This window comes from Shewanella decolorationis S12 (assembly GCF_000485795.1).
Lineage (GTDB): Bacteria > Pseudomonadota > Gammaproteobacteria > Enterobacterales > Shewanellaceae > Shewanella > Shewanella decolorationis.
Map to the genome: position 1 here is coordinate 94,981 of NZ_AXZL01000061.1, position 15,851 is coordinate 110,831.

Consider the following 15,851-nt stretch of genomic DNA (forward strand, 5'->3'; position numbering starts at 1 on the left):
TTAGTGTTTAGCCCTCGGTTTGAGGCTGTTGATGGATAAGTTATGGCATTGAATTTTCCCAATATCGATCCCGTGATCGTGAAGTTTGGTCCCTTTGATATTTTTGGACAAACCTTTGAACCCGCCCTGCGTTGGTATGGATTTACTTACTTAGTTGGTTTTGTCGCCGCCATGTGGTTACTCAATCGTCAGGCGGACCGCTCCAATGGTTTATGGTCGAGGGAACAGGTTTCCGATCTGCTGTTTTACGGCTTTTTAGGGGTGATTTTAGGTGGCCGTATCGGCTACGTGCTCTTCTATCATTTCGATTACTTCCTCGCTAGCCCAATGTATTTGTTTAAGATTTCAGAAGGTGGCATGTCTTTCCACGGTGGTCTCATGGGGGTGATTACCGCCATGATTTATATCGCCTGGAAGCAAAAGCGTACCTTCTTTGCGGTCGCAGATATGGTGGCGCCCGTGGTGCCCATTGGCTTAGGGGCGGGTCGTATAGGTAACTTTATCAATGGTGAGTTGTGGGGCCGTGTCACCGATGTCCCTTGGGCCATGGTGTTCCCAAGTGGTGGACCAGAACCTCGTCACCCATCTCAACTCTATCAATTCGCCCTTGAAGGGGTGGCATTATTCCTGCTCCTCTATTGGTTTAGTAAACGAACGAAGAAAGTCGGCGCAGTATCTGGCATGTTCTTACTCGGATACGGGATTTTCCGTGTGATAGTTGAAACCGTAAGACAACCCGATGCGCAGTTAGGCCTCTACTGGGGCTTTATGACGATGGGGCAGATCCTCTCTGTGCCGATGATCCTCTTCGGTTTATATTTAATTCTTCGTCCAGAGGGTAAGCAGTAATGCAACAGTATTTAGACTTGATGAAGCACATCTTAGCCGAAGGTGTGGATAAATCAGACCGCACCGGCACCGGCACTCGCTCGGTGTTTGGTTATCAAATGCGTTTTGATTTGAGTAAGGGCTTCCCCTTAGTGACCACCAAAAAGTGCCATATGCGCTCGATTATTCATGAGCTATTGTGGTTCCTAAAGGGCGACACCAATATTGCTTATCTGCGTGATAATAAAGTCAGTATTTGGGACGAATGGGCCGATGAAAACGGCGATTTAGGCCCAGTTTATGGCGCGCAGTGGCGCAGCTGGCCGACCCAAAGTGGCGATGCTATTGATCAAATCGCTCAGGTGATCGCACAAATCAAATCTCAACCCGATTCACGTCGTTTAATTGTGTCGGCATGGAACGTGGGTGAACTGGATAAAATGGCGCTGGCACCTTGCCATGCCTTTTTCCAATTCTATGTTGCCGATGGCAAATTATCCTGTCAGCTGTACCAGCGCAGCTGTGATGTGTTCTTTTTATCAGACACAGAAGAAACTGCACAGTACGCACTACATTAAGATCAAGATAGCAATTCCTCTCGGATATTTTTCATACATTTGACAATTGCACATTCTGCACTACTATGGATTCCGAATCCTTGGAGGCTGCAAAATGTACAGAGCGACAATCAAACAACAAACCATTGATTTAAGTAAGTCTTTGCTAAACGAAGACCTGCGGAAGCCGTTGACAAGGATTGTCGAGGCTACTGGTTCAGTCGTTCTTGACGAACAATTTCGGCTTTTCCCTATAATTTCTGATTTTTTGTCTTACAATCTCAAAAATGGAACGCATTCAAAGCCAACTGTTAAGACCTATTCAACTAACCTCATAAACTTCATTACTTACATCAAATCTCTTCCACAATACGCTCATGACAAGCTTGATGAAGCTGTATTGCACGTTACTAAAACTGACATACAAGCTTACCTAAACCATCTACGAGATGAAGTTGGATTGTCAGGAAAGACTATTCGAAACCGTGACGCAACATTGATGTCGTTTTTCAATGATTTTCTATGTATTGAGCGGGGTACATTTGAAGCTTATCGCATAGATAATCCTTACGAAGATGGTTTAATGTCTCCTGCTGCCCACTCTAAGCAAATCATTGCGTACAACCTTGAAGAAGTGAACAGACTGATTGAATCATCTAATTACGAGAGAGAAAGGCTAATCATTCAGTTTATGTATGATTCTGGATTGCGTGTATCTGAAGTAGGCAGAGTCTCTAAACACGAAATTGATGAAGCTTATGAAAGCACACGTAAAGAAGTTTTTGTAGATGGCTCAATAATCAGGGTTCCGAAGGAGTATGCACCAGTATTTGTTAAAGGTTCAAAAAGTCGTACTCGTGAATATAAAGAGCGATATACGCTAGTTTCAAAATCAACATTAGAGCGTATAAGAAAGTATCACTCATCCCCCTTGTATAAGGCAAAAGCTAGAAAGTTTACGAATGAAAAACCTGCTTTCCTAAACTCAAATGGCGATCAATGGACAGAAGTTTCACTTGGTAAAATGATTGAGCGACTTGCATTATCGTCTGGAATTGGCAAAAGCGCACATAAATTGAGACACGGTTTTGCATACTCTGTACTTCGTTCAGAAGATATGGGAAATAGCTATTTAGATCGGCTTGTCATGCTTCAAAAATGGTTAGGTCACAACCATATTAAAACTACAGAACGTTATAGCCAAATTCCTTTCGAAGCTTTAGACGAGTATATTTCTTTAGAAGATGGAACTATATCGACAAGGAGCGAGTTAATGAAATCTCTTACTGATAAAACCCAGTTGAAAATTAAATTGGGAGATAAGAAATGAAAGCAGATTATGATTCCATTGAAATTGAAATGTTAGAGTATGTAGAATACTTGAGGCAATATCCGAACAAGCTATGGGAACTTCAATTAAATAAAGGACGAGTAAGTAAAACTGCATTTGCCAAACGTTTTGGACTTCCTAATGGTGCAATCTTTGAACACAAGAAAGAAAGAAAAGTAAATATTATAAATCCTATCAACGATATGCTGTTGGAGGAAGGTGTTGCACTCTATGGAATTACAGATGGTGGCGCTGAAATTAGAAGACAGATGTTAGTTTGGTGGAATTCATTAAATATTAATGACAAGATGAATTTACCAATATTTGGAAATAAACTAAATTTGCAGGCATCTCTGTACAAGTTTTTAGCTGTGAAAAAAGTTAAACAATATGAGATTGTAAAAAAGACATTGGAGCAATTCAATGTAGAATTAGATAATTTGGGGTTGTTTTCAGCTCTATATATAAGTGTTAAAGAACGAGAAAATAATAGAGATAAAGATTTTCATAGTAGAGCTAACAAAGCAAAAACAGAATGGTTTGAACTAGGTGATATTCAAATCAATAGCGTAAGTGATTTAGTTTCACCTACAGACGAAAACCCATTCATTCAGATTGAACAAGCATTCAGTTGGAAATGTCGTGATGTAAACACTTCTTCGAGTAAAGCAAACTATCGACAAGCTTGCAAATTCTTTATACTCTTTTTAAAAAATGAAGGATTTGACAAGCACGTTAACCTAAAGGATTGTTTAAATGAGTTTACTCTTTTGCATTTTAGAAACTTTCTTTATGAAACAGATTATACATCAAAAAATACGATTTTAAGCTCTGTAAGGTTAACGTTACAAAAGCTGAAAAACATAGACGGATTGGGGATTGGGAGTATTCACACCGCCCCAAGTTTAGGTTCAGATAAAAGAACAACGGATTCATATAAGCCTTTACCAAGAGAATTTAGAGATGTTCTTGATGAAGCTATAGATAAAGCGATATCTGAGAGTGAGTCTGCTTCTGGCTCTGCTCGAATATTTCCATACTTCTTAAAATTAATGAGAGTTACAGCTATCAACAAAGAAGTTGCTTTAGAGCTGGAAGTTGATGATTTTGAGGAATGTCATAGACTGACAAATAAACCATGTTTGAGGTACTGGAAAGAGCGCTCTACAGGTGCAAAAGAACTTCATCTTGATATTTTTAAAGCTAAATTACAATGGTTGTCTACAAAGCAAAAACAAACAGTAAGAGATGTATTCTCAAATGTAATAAAGTTAACTGAAGATATACGGTTTAACTCTAAATCTACGATTGGCAATAAGCTATTTATTTATGAATCAGATGGAAGGAATATTTCAGATTCAATTTTGCAATTTAATGGAAAACGCTCTAGAGCGGCTTTCAGAGTATTTAAGAAAATTTATCTTAAAAATTGCAACCTTGATTTTTATATAACACAATTAAGAGCAACAGTTGTATCAGAACTATTAGAGCATGGAGCGTCAATTAGAGAGATTCAATTGCTACTGGGTCATGCTTCAGTTAATGTTACAATGCATTATTTAGATAAACTTGATTTTAACGTTACTGCAAGGAAAGAGCTAAACAAAGCACTTAAATCCATTCACGAGAAAACTATCACTAATGAACATCTGGTAGCAGTGAGTGACGATAGTGAATTAAATAATGCACAAGAAAATGAAGTAATATTTCGAACTGCGCTTGGAGGTTGTAGGAATATTTTAAATCCTCCTTCGAATGTAAGAACTGAGACTTATAAAGAAGGAACACCATGTGGGCAATTCAATAAATGCTTATCATGTAGCAATCTAATTATTACGAAATCTCATCTGCCTGAACTATTTGCTATGCAAAGAGATTTTGAAAGTATGCTCGTCCAAAATAATATTGCAAACAGTCCTTACTATAGTGTGGTAAATGAAAATCTTTCAATTCTAAGCTCGATTCTTGATTCAGGAAAGTCTGAGTTTTCTAGTGAAGAATTAGAAAGAGCTAAGTCTAAGAGTATTTATATCGATGTGTCAGATAGTTTAGGGATTACACTATGACAGACTTCCAGAATATCCAGTATATATCGAAAGTTTCAATGATGAAAAATGTGTTGATGCTTTTTGTTATGAAAGGAGAACTAAATACAACAGATAATAGAGAACACAAAAATGATGCCCTAACAGTTTTTAACTCTATAAACTCCTTACATATATCCTCAACATCAATATTCTCAGATCAAAAATGGTGTTTCAATCAAGACCTAAAAGGTAAAGTAGCAAGATTGATTGAAGGCTCTAAGCTAATTATTGATTTTGAAAAATATCCAAACATACCTAAGTATGTACTATTTGAATTAAAATGTATTATTTATACTCTGGTTAATACACCTAGCTTGATTAGAGCTAAATCTAATAAGTTAAAAGTAAATACTGTTTTTACACACGCTAAGAAAGGGCTTTCTTTTATTGATCATACTTTTAGATTAATAATTGAAAAATTTGGACATGATTATATTATGTCTGAAGTTAGAAGCCTATCTGAGATTTCTCATGATGACTTTAAATCTGCTGCATTAAGTCATAATGAGATATATGATAATTCATTATCATTATTCTTAAGAGATATATCTTCTATTTTCGTCAGAAACAATATACTTTCTGATTCTATAAACGCAAACTTTGTAGAATTAAAGTGGAACTTAGTCAATAAAAAGAATGATGAAGATAGCAAAAAACAAGTTCTACCTGATTTTATATTTGAAAGACTTTCATTTCATTCAAGCAGAATGATCGTAGAGTTTTTAGAGTTAATTGGTGAGGAATCTGATGATCTTTATTCCCATAAGTTCATGCTCAAGAGGTACAGTCAGTTAAAGCTGACAAGAGAAATTTTAGAAGTATATAAGGCAATACGATTACTTAAAAAAGGATTTCCATCTGAAGAGGTTATATTAAGAACCCAAAACTTACCTGTTTTTTGTTATAAGGATTATGATAATCTATATGGCGGACAACGCTTAGTGGAGTTGTTCTATGATAATTATCCTTTTATAACACTTGAGGAAATAAGAAAATATATCAATGAAGTTTCATATTGTTGTTCATATATCGTGGCGCAATATACGGGTATGCGACCTTCTGAATTGTCTGAAATCGTGGTAACAGATTCGGTTTGCTTATCTTATGAAAATGGTCTTAATGTAATATTCAGCGAAGTTAGAAAGCAAGAATTAGCGGAACATGCTCTATTCGATGATGCTTGGGTTGCAATTCCAATTGTTGTAGATGCAATTAGAGCTGCTTCATATATATCTAATATAAGAAATAATTTTTATTTAAATTCTAACGTTGACACTGTTGCATACGGGGAAGAGCCTCAAAGTATGTCTTCTGGTTTTAGGAATCAAATGAATAGCTTTATATCCAAATTATTTACCGAGGAAGAGCTTGCAGGATTTTCATTTAATCAATATATGACCAGACACACATTGGCCTACCAATTATTTAAAGCTGATGTTGGTCTAGCCGTTATTTCTCATCAATTAAAACACTTAGTTGACGGTATAGAAAGATATACGTCAGTTTCAAAAACAAGCGATGTCACATTAGGATATGGTGATATTGGCGATATGCTGATGAAAGGGGAGCGCGGGAATCAAAATAAATCTCTGAGAAAAAGGGCAGAGCGAGAAAGCATAGTTTCATTGATGAATCCTGATGGTAATTACGCTGGAATTCAAGGAAAAGAACATAAGAAGAAGCTACAAAGGGTGTTTGAAGGGTATTCAGCGGAAGGTTACACAAAGGAAGATGTTTATGACGCCATGCTTGAGCAGGGGATAGGCATTGTCAACGTAGGTACTGGATTTTGCTATGGCGGTGAGCGTGAGGACTTTGATAGCAATTTGCCTTGTATTGGGACTCTTAGGTGTAACCCTGTACGGTGCAGTAATGCCATTGTTACAAAGGCTCATGCAGCTAAATGGCGTGAAGTATATCTAACGAACAAAACTAATCTTTCAAACCCAGATTACGAAGATAATCATGACCAAATTCGTGAAGCAATGATCGAAGCGGAAGCTGTACTTCAACTTTTAGGGGAAAATCTGACGATATGAAAGATGACAAAAGCAAATACTTTGATTCAGTTAACCAAGAGCGACATGACAAAAATACTGTTGCTATACATCAGGCATTACAGAGAATTCGAGATGATTACACTTTAAAACCCACTGTTAAGTTTTTGTCTGAATTATCAGGGATGCATAGAAACAGCTTGAGAAATCGGAAATGGCCGATTGAACAATTGGATAAAATTAAGTCTGAGCGGAATAAGAATATTGTTTTAGAAGTTACAAAAGATAGATCAAAAGTAGCATCTTTGGAAGATGTTTTGGATAATGCGAAGAATGAGTTGACTTATTGGTTTAATCTGGCAAAAGATTTGGAAAAGCAAAATGCTCAATTGTTTATTAAATTGGACAGAATATCCAGTTCAAGAGAGTATTATGAGGCTGAATATAATAAGTCGAAAATTATTATTAAAGATTTACAGTTAAAAATAAAGCTTTTAGAAGAGAATTAAGTTATATCATATTAACTTTAACATTAATATGATATAATGTGGGTAAGTTTAAAAGGAGAAATTAAATTGAAACAATATCTAGATTTAGCCCAGCGAATTATTGATGAAGGCGTGTGGGTAGAAAATGAACGTACAGGAAAGAGATGCCTTACTGTAATTAATGCTGACTTAACTTATAATGTTGATAAAAATGAATTTCCATTGGTGACAACAAGAAAAAGTTACTGGAAAGCAGCTATTGCTGAACTGCTTGGTTATTTACGTGGCTACGATAATGCTGCTGATTTTCGTGCCATTGGTTGTAACACTTGGAATGCCAATGCAAACGAAAATGAATCATGGTTAAACAATCCTCACCGTAAAGGTGAGGATGATATGGGGTTCGTTTATGGTAAAGTTGGCCGAAATTTTCCAAAGCCAGATGGTGGAAGTGTTGATTTATTGCGTCAAATTGTAGATGACCTTTCCCAAGGAATTGATAATCGTGGAGAAATCTTAACTTTCTATCATCCTGCTGCATTTCATTTAGGTTGCTTGCGCCCTTGCATGTTCCAGCATCAATTTTCGATTCTAGATGGAACACTTTATTTAAATAGTTATCAACGCAGTCAGGACGTTCCACTCGGGGGGAATTTCAACGCTATACAAGTATTCACGCTGCTAAAATTGATGGCACAGATCTCCAATTTAAAATGCGGTAAAGCATACCATAAAATTGTTAATGCACACATATATGAAGACCAGCTAGAATTAATGCGTGATGTACAGTTAAAAAGAGAACCTTTTGAGTCTGCACAACTTCATATCAATCCAAATATTAAAACTCTTGAAGATTTGGAGACATGGGTGACAATAGAAGATTTTGAAGTTACAGGCTATCAACATCACGATCCTATTCAATATCCTTTCTCAGTTTAAACATATAGAAATTGTCATGCTCAACGAACAGCAGAAATCAGGGATAAATGTCATGAACTTTCGAAGTTGGGTAGAGAGCATGACTGGCTTTGAGCTTTTAAAATGGTCTATTGAGGACTGTTTAGTAATATTAAGGCATCAAAGGCAGAATCCATTCTCTACACAATTTAAAGGTTGGTCAATAATATTTGCTGGAGGATTATACTCTGGCTTATCAATAAGTAATGGAGTATATAAATACTTCAAGTCCAATCCTAACGTTATCAGTAAAATTCGTGTGGGAAACTTTTAATTCAGAGGTTATCATGGTTGATAGTGTTAAGTTTGCATGGGGTATTAACTCTGTTGGACAGTTCAAGCATGTATCTGAGGTTCCTAATGGAAATGACTGTTTGTGTTATTGTATCCAATGTGGAGGTGCGTTATGTGCTAAAAATAAAGTACAGAAAGTAACAGCACACTTTTCTCATCAAGTTGATTGTAATTGTGTTGGTGAAAGTATTATTCATGTACTAGCTAAGAAGATCATAGAAGATGCTGCAAATAATGGTGATAGATTTTATCTACCAGAAATGAAAGGAGTCGTGGAATCTCTTTGTGACCTAGATGAAATTCATTCTTTGGAGTGGAATTATGGGAAAAAGTACCTAAGTAATTACAAAGCGCAGCAAGAGGTTCGTTTAGGTGATTTAATCACAGATGTCCTTTGTATCGATGTTGATAATAATGAACAGTATGCTGTGGAAATTTATCGAACTCATAAGAAAGATGATAAATCAATTAAAAGTTTTAAAACCCAAGGGTTGATGGCGGTCGAGCTAGACCTAAGTGATTTGCGACTGGATATTTCTAGAGAGGAATTAGTCTCACAGGTTCTCGTAAATGCACCTAGACGATGGCTAAATAATACTAAACAAAAAAGTTTGATATCAGCGACAAAAAATGAGCTTGATAGTATTGTGAATCAATGTAACTCAAGGTCTTATAGCGACTTTATTAAATGGTTTAGAGAGCAAGATCTTAACGGCATACTTAGTAAATTGAAATTAACCGATTTGCGTCATGTAGAACGTGGTATTGATATTACTGGAAAAAGTATTTCTTATCCAATTTGTCAAGAATTTAAAATAACAGACATATCCGAGATTCAATACCCAATTAAGCATGATGATTATTTAGTAGCTAAGATTCAAATTAATAAAAAAAGTTGGTTTGATATTGTATTTATAATCGGTAAAAAGGCCGATTTTTATACTCTTGATATTAAACGCCCTTATGTTATTTCTGAAATATTAAAAGATGATTTTAATGATTATATGTTTTTTTGTGAAGCAAAATCAATAGAGAAGTGGACAATTGAATTAAAGAGAAGGGCGCGGCGAGAGTTAAACTCTATTATAAGTAACAATAACAGCTATATTGAAGCATTTAAGAATATAAGTGATCAGCAACGCATAAATAAGTTGTGTCATAAAATTGGTGTACCTTCACCAATAATATCAGGTAGATATTCTGTATTTCAACCTCATTGGAATACTTGTGAATATGTATGGAAGGCTTTGGTTTACTTATACTTTATCTGTAAGCACAATGATATAACTACATCTTCTATAGCTGAAAATTGTTGGTTTAGTGCTCTTTTGGATTTACCCAATGATGAACGTTCATCTGTACAGCGTTCAAAAGATATTTACTACTGGTTTGATAAACGCCTTCGCCCAACAGGACTTGTTTTTCGTAGACGTAGATTGAAGTTTGAAGTGAATGACTTAAGTCCATTATACAAGAATATTAGAAAGATTGAAGATATCCTGTAGTCGAAGTTTAAACAATGCAAATCTGCACAAATATCTCCAAGGAAACCAGAGTTTAACTAAAGCCGCAGAGTGGCATTTTAACTTGCTTGGAACGTTACGAAGTGGCATTTTTGGTTAGTCGAAAAATGGTCGGTGCTATAGATAGTTTAACTGCTTATTTAACAATATGGTGTGTGCATTTTTTATGCACAGTACGTAACCATTGCTTTCAAATGCTTGATAAATGTCTGGTTGTGCAAAAATTCTGTCTGATAAATTTCTTAGGCTTACCTTTCAACATCGCCAGTTATGCGCTGCTGACCATGATGGTGGCACAGCAATGTGATTTAGCTTTAGGTGACTTTGTGTGGACGGGCGGCGATACCCACTTGTACTCCAACCATATGGAACAAACGACGTTGCAGTTAAGCCGCGAGCCAAGACCGTTACCCACCATGACTATCCTGCGGAAACCTGCTTCTATTTTCGATTATCAATTCGAAGATTTCGAGCTAACTCACTACGATCCACACCCGCATATCAAAGCCCCTGTCGCCGTCTAATGGCGAATTAATCGACTAACACCTCGGAATTACCGAGGTGTTTTGTCGAAACTATCGATTATACTTGTTTTTTTTCTTCGTCTACACTCAGTCAATTATGATTTTTTGGAGTGCAAGATGGAAAAAGCAATTAGAAATTTTCTGAGCCAGGAATCGGCTGGCGGCATCCTGTTATTGGTTGCAGTTGTCTTAGCCATGCTGATGGCCAATTCTCCTCTAGCGGGCTCTATCAAGGTTTTCTCGGTACTGAAGTACAAGTGCGTGTCGGCGCGCTCGATCTGCATAAGCCACTGTTACTGTGGATTAACGATGGCCTGATGGCATTGTTTTTCTTACTGATTGGCTTAGAGGTGAAGCGTGAACTGTTAGAAGGCGCCTTATCCAGTGTGGCCCAGGCTTCACTGCCAACCTTCGCCGCGATTGGTGGTATGTTAGTGCCGGCTGGCATCTATCTGCTATTTAACTACGGCGATCCTGTGACCCAAGCGGGCTGGGCTATTCCTGCGGCCACCGATATTGCGTTTGCACTCGGCATCATGGCTTTGTTGGGTAGCCGCGTGCCAGTGGCATTGAAGGTCTTCCTGTTGGCGCTTGCCATCATTGATGACTTAGGCGTGATTGTGATTATTGCGCTCTTCTACAGCAGCGATCTCTCAACCATTAGCTTAATTATTGCCAGTATTGCGATTGTCGGTTTAGTTGCCTTAAACCGTAAAGGCGTGACCGCATTAGCACCCTATGGCGTGTTGGGACTCGTCCTGTGGGTCGCGGTATTGAAGTCAGGCGTCCACGCTACTTTGGCTGGGGTGATTATTGCCTTCTGTATCCCACTGCGGGCAAAGGATGGTAGTTCACCCTCTGAGCATTTAGAGCATAGCCTGCACCCTTGGAGCACTTTCCTTATCCTGCCTGTCTTTGCCTTTGCCAATGCGGGGGTGGCCATAGGTAATATGAGTCTAGATACCCTAATTTCCCCAGTACCCGTTGGGATTGCATTGGGGCTCATGCTAGGCAAGCCGATTGGTGTGATGTTGTTTAGTTATGTGGCCGTCAAACTGAAGTTGGCGAAATTACCGGATGGGATCGGTTGGAAGCAGATTGCACCTGTCGCGGCAATGTGTGGTATTGGTTTTACGATGTCGATGTTTATTGCTTCACTGGCATTTGAGCAAGCAGACCCTATGTACGGCGACTTAGCACGCCTTGGCACCTTGATAGGCTCAATTCTGGCGGCCTTGATCGGGTATTTCTGGTTATCAAAAGTGTTACCTAAAAAAGGAGTATAACTATGATAAATATGAAATTAGTAGGAATGGCAGCACTGTTAACACTTTCTTCAAGTGCAATGGCTTCGCAGATTGATGCCTGTAACAAGGATGTCGCATCACAAACCTGTCAAAGCTACCTTGAGGGCATAGTCGATGGCGCGTTAATGTTTAAATCTGAGGCATTAGGCGCGCGGCTTGAAACCAATGGCTATGAGTCTAGGGCGCTTAAGTACCGCGGTGGTAAACGTTTCCAAGAGGCGAATCGCATGTATTGCGCCAACCGTATTCCGGATAGAGACAGTTTAGTCTCCGGCGTAACGGAAGCGGTTAGCACTGGGACGGCAGCCGATTTAGAACAGCTGCAGGGAATAGTTGTTAACTTATTGGATTGTCAGCGTTTAAAATAGCGCGATCGACTCATCATTTGTTAAGCTGAGTCACTGCGATCCGACATGCCGCAGCCCTTGAGGCTGCGGTATCCATTAGAGGAAGCTCACTGGCGATGCTGCATCTTAATTACAACCATCTTTATTATTTCTGGATGATCAAAAAGAAGGGCTCTGTGGCTAAGGCGGCCGAAGCCCTTTGTCTGACGCCCCAAACCATCACGGGGCAAATTCGTGCCCTCGAAGATCGTCTTAATGGCAGTCTATTCAAACGTGTTGGACGTAATTTAGAGGCGACAGAACTCGGTGAGCTGGTATTTCGCTATGCCGATAAGATGTTTTCCCTCAGTTATGAGATGCTCGATTTACTCAACTATCAAAAAGATGATGCCCTTTTATTTGAAGTCGGTATTGCCGATGCCTTGTCTAAGGCTTTGGCGAGTCGCGTACTACTTTCTGTTGTGCCGAATGACGGCTCCATGCACCTTGCTTGTTATGAAGCGACCCACGAAAGTTTAATGACTCGTTTACGCGAGCATAAACTGGATATGATCCTCTCGGACTGTGCGGGTGAGTCATTGAAATACCCTGAGATTTTATCGAAAAAACTGGGTGAGTGTGGCGTAAGCTTTTTCTCCGCCGAAACCTATAGTGCCGATTTTCCCGCTTGTTTAGAGCAAGGACAATTGCTGATCCCTGGTCGTAGAACATCGCTTGGGCAACAATTATACCGTTGGTTCGACGAGCAAAATCTTAAGGTCAGCATCTTAGGTGAGTTTGATGATGCGGCGATGATGAAGGCCTTTGGCTACCTTAAACGCGGGATCTTCGTCACGCCGTCGGTCTATCCGCAAGAAGTCATTTCCCACGGCATGCATTTGCTCGGTGAAACCTTAGATGTGAAGGAAGAATACCATGTGATGTTTGCCGAGCGGATGATCCAACATCCCGCGGTGAAACGTTTATTAGAGACGGATTTCAGTGATTTATTTGCCGGATTAGACAGCCAAGTTCAGCGGTGTTAAACCGAGTTTCAACACGGCTTGCATCGACACTCAACGGAGTGAACTGGTAAACTAGGGCGAAATTTGTTTTGGGAGAAGTAACTTGGAGTTAATGAACATTGCACGGGTCCGCTGGGCATGTCGCCGCGGAATGCTCGAATTGGACGTCTTGTTCCAGCCTTTCGTCGAAAATGTTTATCAGGATTTGTCGGATGACGACAAGGCCCTGTTTATTCGTTTACTCGAGTGTGAAGACCCTGAATTATTTGCCTGGTTTATGGGTCATGAAGCCTGTCCCGATGCAGAGCTTGCCCGCATGGTAGTGCAAGTCCGTGGCAGAGCGGCGCCATAGTTTTAGCGTAAAAGCCTCTCGCGACCAGCGACTCTCGTTGGTCGTTTTTGTTTGTGTCTGCAGTACCTCTTTACTTATCTGGCCTGAAACGGACGTCGTATTTTGGCTTATGCTTAAGTTGGTGTTCGCCGTTTTAATCCTCGGATTCTTGGGCTATCAGTTATGGCGACTGAGAACTTGGCATTGCCGTTTTGAGCTTAATGGAAAGGGGGAAGGCTGGCTCTCGACGGGGGAGGCGTTTCATGTGCTCCCGAAAACTTGGGTAACGCCCTTTGTCTGCTTAATGTACTATCAGTCTGCCGATAAGTTGTATCTCTTGCCCCTGTGGGCCGATATGTTTAGCGATACTGATTACCGCCATTTATGCCGGCTATTACTTAAAGTTAAAACTCAGACGACGAGCCAACGCGAGTCCTTGTAATTTATATCTAAAATGCTTCCTTCAGCCTAAATAAAACGGGCTAAATCTGAGTCGATTTAGCCCGTTAAAAGTGTCCCTTAAGCAACGCGGTTATTTTTCAGGTTGCAGAATCGTTGGTTGTGGAGAGTCAACTTTCTCTGGATGGTCGATATTATAGTGCAGACCACGGCTCTCTTTACGATCCATAGCGCAGCGGATAATCAGCTCCGCCACTTGCACTAAGTTACGCAGTTCCAGCAGGTTATTGCTGACCCTAAAGTTGCTGTAATACTCTTGGATTTCCTGCTGTAACATCAGGCAGCGGCGCAATGCGCGCTCCAAACGTTTATCTGAGCGGACGATCCCCACATAGTCCCACATAAAGAGGCGCAGTTCGTGCCAGTTGTGGGCAATCACCACTTCTTCATCGGAGTTGGAAACTTTACTCTCGTCCCACGCCGGAATTTGCCCTGGTAATGGAATTTTGTGCATTTGGCTCTCAATATCCTGCGACGCAGCGCGGGCAAATACCAAACATTCGAGCAGTGAGTTACTCGCCAAACGGTTCGCACCATGTAAGCCGGTATAGGCGACTTCGCCGATGGCATAGAGGCCGTTGAGGTCGGTTTGACCGTGCAAGTCCGTCATTACACCACCACAGGTATAGTGGGCGGCAGGCACCACAGGAATGGCATCCTTGGTGATATCAATACCCAGTTCCAAGCAGCGACTATAGATCGTTGGGAAGTGCTTGATGATAAAGTCGCTGTCTTTATGGCTGATGTCTAAGTAGACACAATCGGCACCGAGACGTTTCATCTCATAGTCGATGGCGCGGGCAACGATGTCGCGGGGCGCGAGTTCTGCGCGCTCGTCAAAGTCAGGCATAAAGCGGCTGCCATCTGGGCGGCGTAAATAAGCGCCTTCACCGCGCAGGGCTTCTGTCAGTAGGAAGTTACGCGCATCGGCATGGTAAAGACAAGTTGGATGGAATTGATTAAATTCCATGTTGGCTACGCGGCAACCTGCACGCCACGCCATGGCAATGCCATCACCACTCGCCACATCGGGGTTTGAGGTGTATTGGTAGACCTTAGAGCTACCGCCCGTTGCTAATGCGACAAATTTTGCCTTAATGGTTTCGACCTGCTCGGCATTACGGTTCCACACATAGGCGCCTAACACGCGATTGCCAGGGCGATTTAATTTACGGGTGGTGATGAGGTCGATGGCGTTGTAACGTTCTAAAACTTGAATATTGGGGTGGGCGAGGGCGCGCTCTTGTAGTGTGGTTTGCACTTCTTTGCCCGTCGCATCGGCGGCATGCAGAATGCGTCTATGGCTGTGGCCGCCTTCGCGGGTCAAATGATAAGGCGCGTCTTTTGTATTATCGCCAGCAGTTTCTTCTTTATCAAATGCCACACCACATTCAATTAACCATTGCATGGCGCTTTTGGCGTTTTCAGCGGTAAAAGTTACTACTTCCTTATCGCACAAACCGGCGCCAGCCACTAACGTATCGGCCACATGGGATTCGATGGTGTCACTTTCATCGAAAACTGAGGCGATACCGCCTTGGGCGTAGTATGTTGACCCTTCCGAGAGTGGGCCTTTTGAGAGCAGAATTACGTTTGCTTTTTCAGCAAGATGCAAAGCTAGTGTCAGACCTGCGGCACCGCTACCTATGACTAATATGTCAGATTGGTGTTCAACTACTTGTTTCATCGGGTATCATGCTATGACTGAGAGTGCCATCTATGGTAAACCAACTCACCGATTATGGGTACTTTCCTTTTAACCTTACTTTTTTTGTATAATTCTTAGAACTTTTTCAAAGCACGCTAGTCTACATAAGT

At 40.4% G+C, this 15,851-nt stretch carries 13 protein-coding genes and 2 pseudogenes; 14 read left to right on the top strand and 1 reads right to left on the bottom strand.

Going from position 1 to position 15,851, the window contains the following annotated elements; translation table 11 throughout:
- Positions 1-42 precede the first annotated feature (42 nt).
- The 14 genes and pseudogenes from lgt (at position 43) to SHD_RS08860 (ending at position 14,016) form a co-directional block, all read left to right on the top strand.
- Complete coding sequence (lgt, locus tag SHD_RS08795; RefSeq protein ID WP_011717885.1) at positions 43-849, top strand: prolipoprotein diacylglyceryl transferase; 807 nt, start codon at positions 43-45, stop codon at positions 847-849.
- Positions 849-1,400: pseudogene (locus tag SHD_RS08800) on the top strand (thymidylate synthase); the annotation flags it as partial. The gene lgt and the pseudogene SHD_RS08800, both read left to right, overlap by 1 nt.
- Positions 1,401-1,500: 100 nt before the next feature.
- Positions 1,501-2,715 carry a tyrosine-type recombinase/integrase gene (locus tag SHD_RS08805; RefSeq protein WP_023266784.1) on the top strand — a complete coding sequence of 405 codons (1,215 nt, stop codon included), beginning with the start codon at positions 1,501-1,503 and terminating at the stop codon, positions 2,713-2,715.
- Positions 2,712-4,781 (top strand): site-specific integrase, encoded by a 2,070-nt coding sequence (locus SHD_RS08810; RefSeq protein ID WP_023266785.1) that lies wholly within the window; start codon positions 2,712-2,714, stop codon positions 4,779-4,781. The genes SHD_RS08805 and SHD_RS08810 overlap by 4 nt, the downstream gene beginning before the upstream one ends.
- Positions 4,778-6,841 (top strand): hypothetical protein, encoded by a 2,064-nt coding sequence (locus tag SHD_RS08815; RefSeq protein ID WP_023266786.1) that lies wholly within the window; start codon positions 4,778-4,780, stop codon positions 6,839-6,841. Before SHD_RS08810 ends, SHD_RS08815 begins: the two co-directional genes overlap by 4 nt.
- On the top strand, positions 6,838-7,308 hold the full coding sequence (locus tag SHD_RS21435; protein ID WP_023266787.1) for a hypothetical protein: 471 nt from the start codon (positions 6,838-6,840) through the stop codon (positions 7,306-7,308). The genes SHD_RS08815 and SHD_RS21435 overlap by 4 nt, the downstream gene beginning before the upstream one ends.
- Before the next feature lie 66 nt (positions 7,309-7,374).
- A complete protein-coding gene (locus SHD_RS08825; protein ID WP_039977939.1) occupies positions 7,375-8,226 on the top strand; it encodes a thymidylate synthase in 852 nt (283 codons plus the stop codon).
- Positions 8,227-8,531: 305 nt separating this feature from the next.
- Positions 8,532-10,043 (top strand): hypothetical protein, encoded by a 1,512-nt coding sequence (locus tag SHD_RS08830; protein ID WP_023266789.1) that lies wholly within the window; start codon positions 8,532-8,534, stop codon positions 10,041-10,043.
- 212 nt (positions 10,044-10,255) lie between these two features.
- A complete protein-coding gene (thyA, locus tag SHD_RS08835; protein ID WP_412084819.1) occupies positions 10,256-10,585 on the top strand; it encodes a thymidylate synthase in 330 nt (109 codons plus the stop codon).
- A gap of 117 nt (positions 10,586-10,702) precedes the next feature.
- A pseudogene (nhaA, locus tag SHD_RS08840) lies at positions 10,703-11,871 on the top strand (Na+/H+ antiporter NhaA).
- A gap of 2 nt (positions 11,872-11,873) precedes the next feature.
- The gene (locus tag SHD_RS08845) at positions 11,874-12,260 is read left to right on the top strand and encodes a hypothetical protein (RefSeq protein ID WP_023266792.1); all 387 of its coding nucleotides are present in this window, start codon (positions 11,874-11,876) and stop codon (positions 12,258-12,260) included.
- Positions 12,261-12,355: 95 nt separating this feature from the next.
- Entirely contained in the window at positions 12,356-13,264 is a 909-nt protein-coding gene (gene nhaR, locus SHD_RS08850) for a transcriptional activator NhaR (protein ID WP_023266793.1), read from the top strand.
- An 82-nt stretch (positions 13,265-13,346) separates the two neighbouring features.
- Positions 13,347-13,595 (top strand): FAD assembly factor SdhE, encoded by a 249-nt coding sequence (locus SHD_RS08855; RefSeq protein WP_084294861.1) that lies wholly within the window; start codon positions 13,347-13,349, stop codon positions 13,593-13,595.
- On the top strand, positions 13,576-14,016 hold the full coding sequence (locus tag SHD_RS08860; protein ID WP_039977944.1) for a protein YgfX: 441 nt from the start codon (positions 13,576-13,578) through the stop codon (positions 14,014-14,016). The genes SHD_RS08855 and SHD_RS08860 overlap by 20 nt, the downstream gene beginning before the upstream one ends.
- Positions 14,017-14,106: 90 nt before the next feature.
- Here SHD_RS08860 and nadB read toward each other — a convergent pair whose 3' ends face one another.
- Complete coding sequence (gene nadB, locus SHD_RS08865) at positions 14,107-15,720, bottom strand: L-aspartate oxidase (protein WP_023266794.1); 1,614 nt, start codon at positions 15,718-15,720, stop codon at positions 14,107-14,109.
- Positions 15,721-15,851: the final 131 nt, after the last annotated feature.

Excerpts from the sequence above, each read along its gene's own strand:
- lgt (WP_011717885.1), top strand. The coding sequence starts at position 43 with ATGGCATTGAATTTTCCCAATATCGATCCCGTGATCGTGAAGTTTGGT.
- SHD_RS08805 (WP_023266784.1), top strand. The coding sequence starts at position 1,501 with ATGTACAGAGCGACAATCAAACAACAAACCATTGATTTAAGTAAGTCT.
- SHD_RS08810 (WP_023266785.1), top strand. The coding sequence starts at position 2,712 with ATGAAAGCAGATTATGATTCCATTGAAATTGAAATGTTAGAGTATGTA.
- SHD_RS08815 (WP_023266786.1), top strand. The coding sequence starts at position 4,778 with ATGACAGACTTCCAGAATATCCAGTATATATCGAAAGTTTCAATGATG.
- SHD_RS21435 (WP_023266787.1), top strand. The coding sequence starts at position 6,838 with ATGAAAGATGACAAAAGCAAATACTTTGATTCAGTTAACCAAGAGCGA.
- SHD_RS08830 (WP_023266789.1), top strand. The coding sequence starts at position 8,532 with ATGGTTGATAGTGTTAAGTTTGCATGGGGTATTAACTCTGTTGGACAG.
- thyA (WP_412084819.1), top strand. The coding sequence starts at position 10,256 with ATGCTTGATAAATGTCTGGTTGTGCAAAAATTCTGTCTGATAAATTTC.
- SHD_RS08845 (WP_023266792.1), top strand. The coding sequence starts at position 11,874 with ATGATAAATATGAAATTAGTAGGAATGGCAGCACTGTTAACACTTTCT.
- nhaR (WP_023266793.1), top strand. The coding sequence starts at position 12,356 with ATGCTGCATCTTAATTACAACCATCTTTATTATTTCTGGATGATCAAA.
- nadB (WP_023266794.1), bottom strand. The coding sequence starts at position 15,720 with ATGAAACAAGTAGTTGAACACCAATCTGACATATTAGTCATAGGTAGC.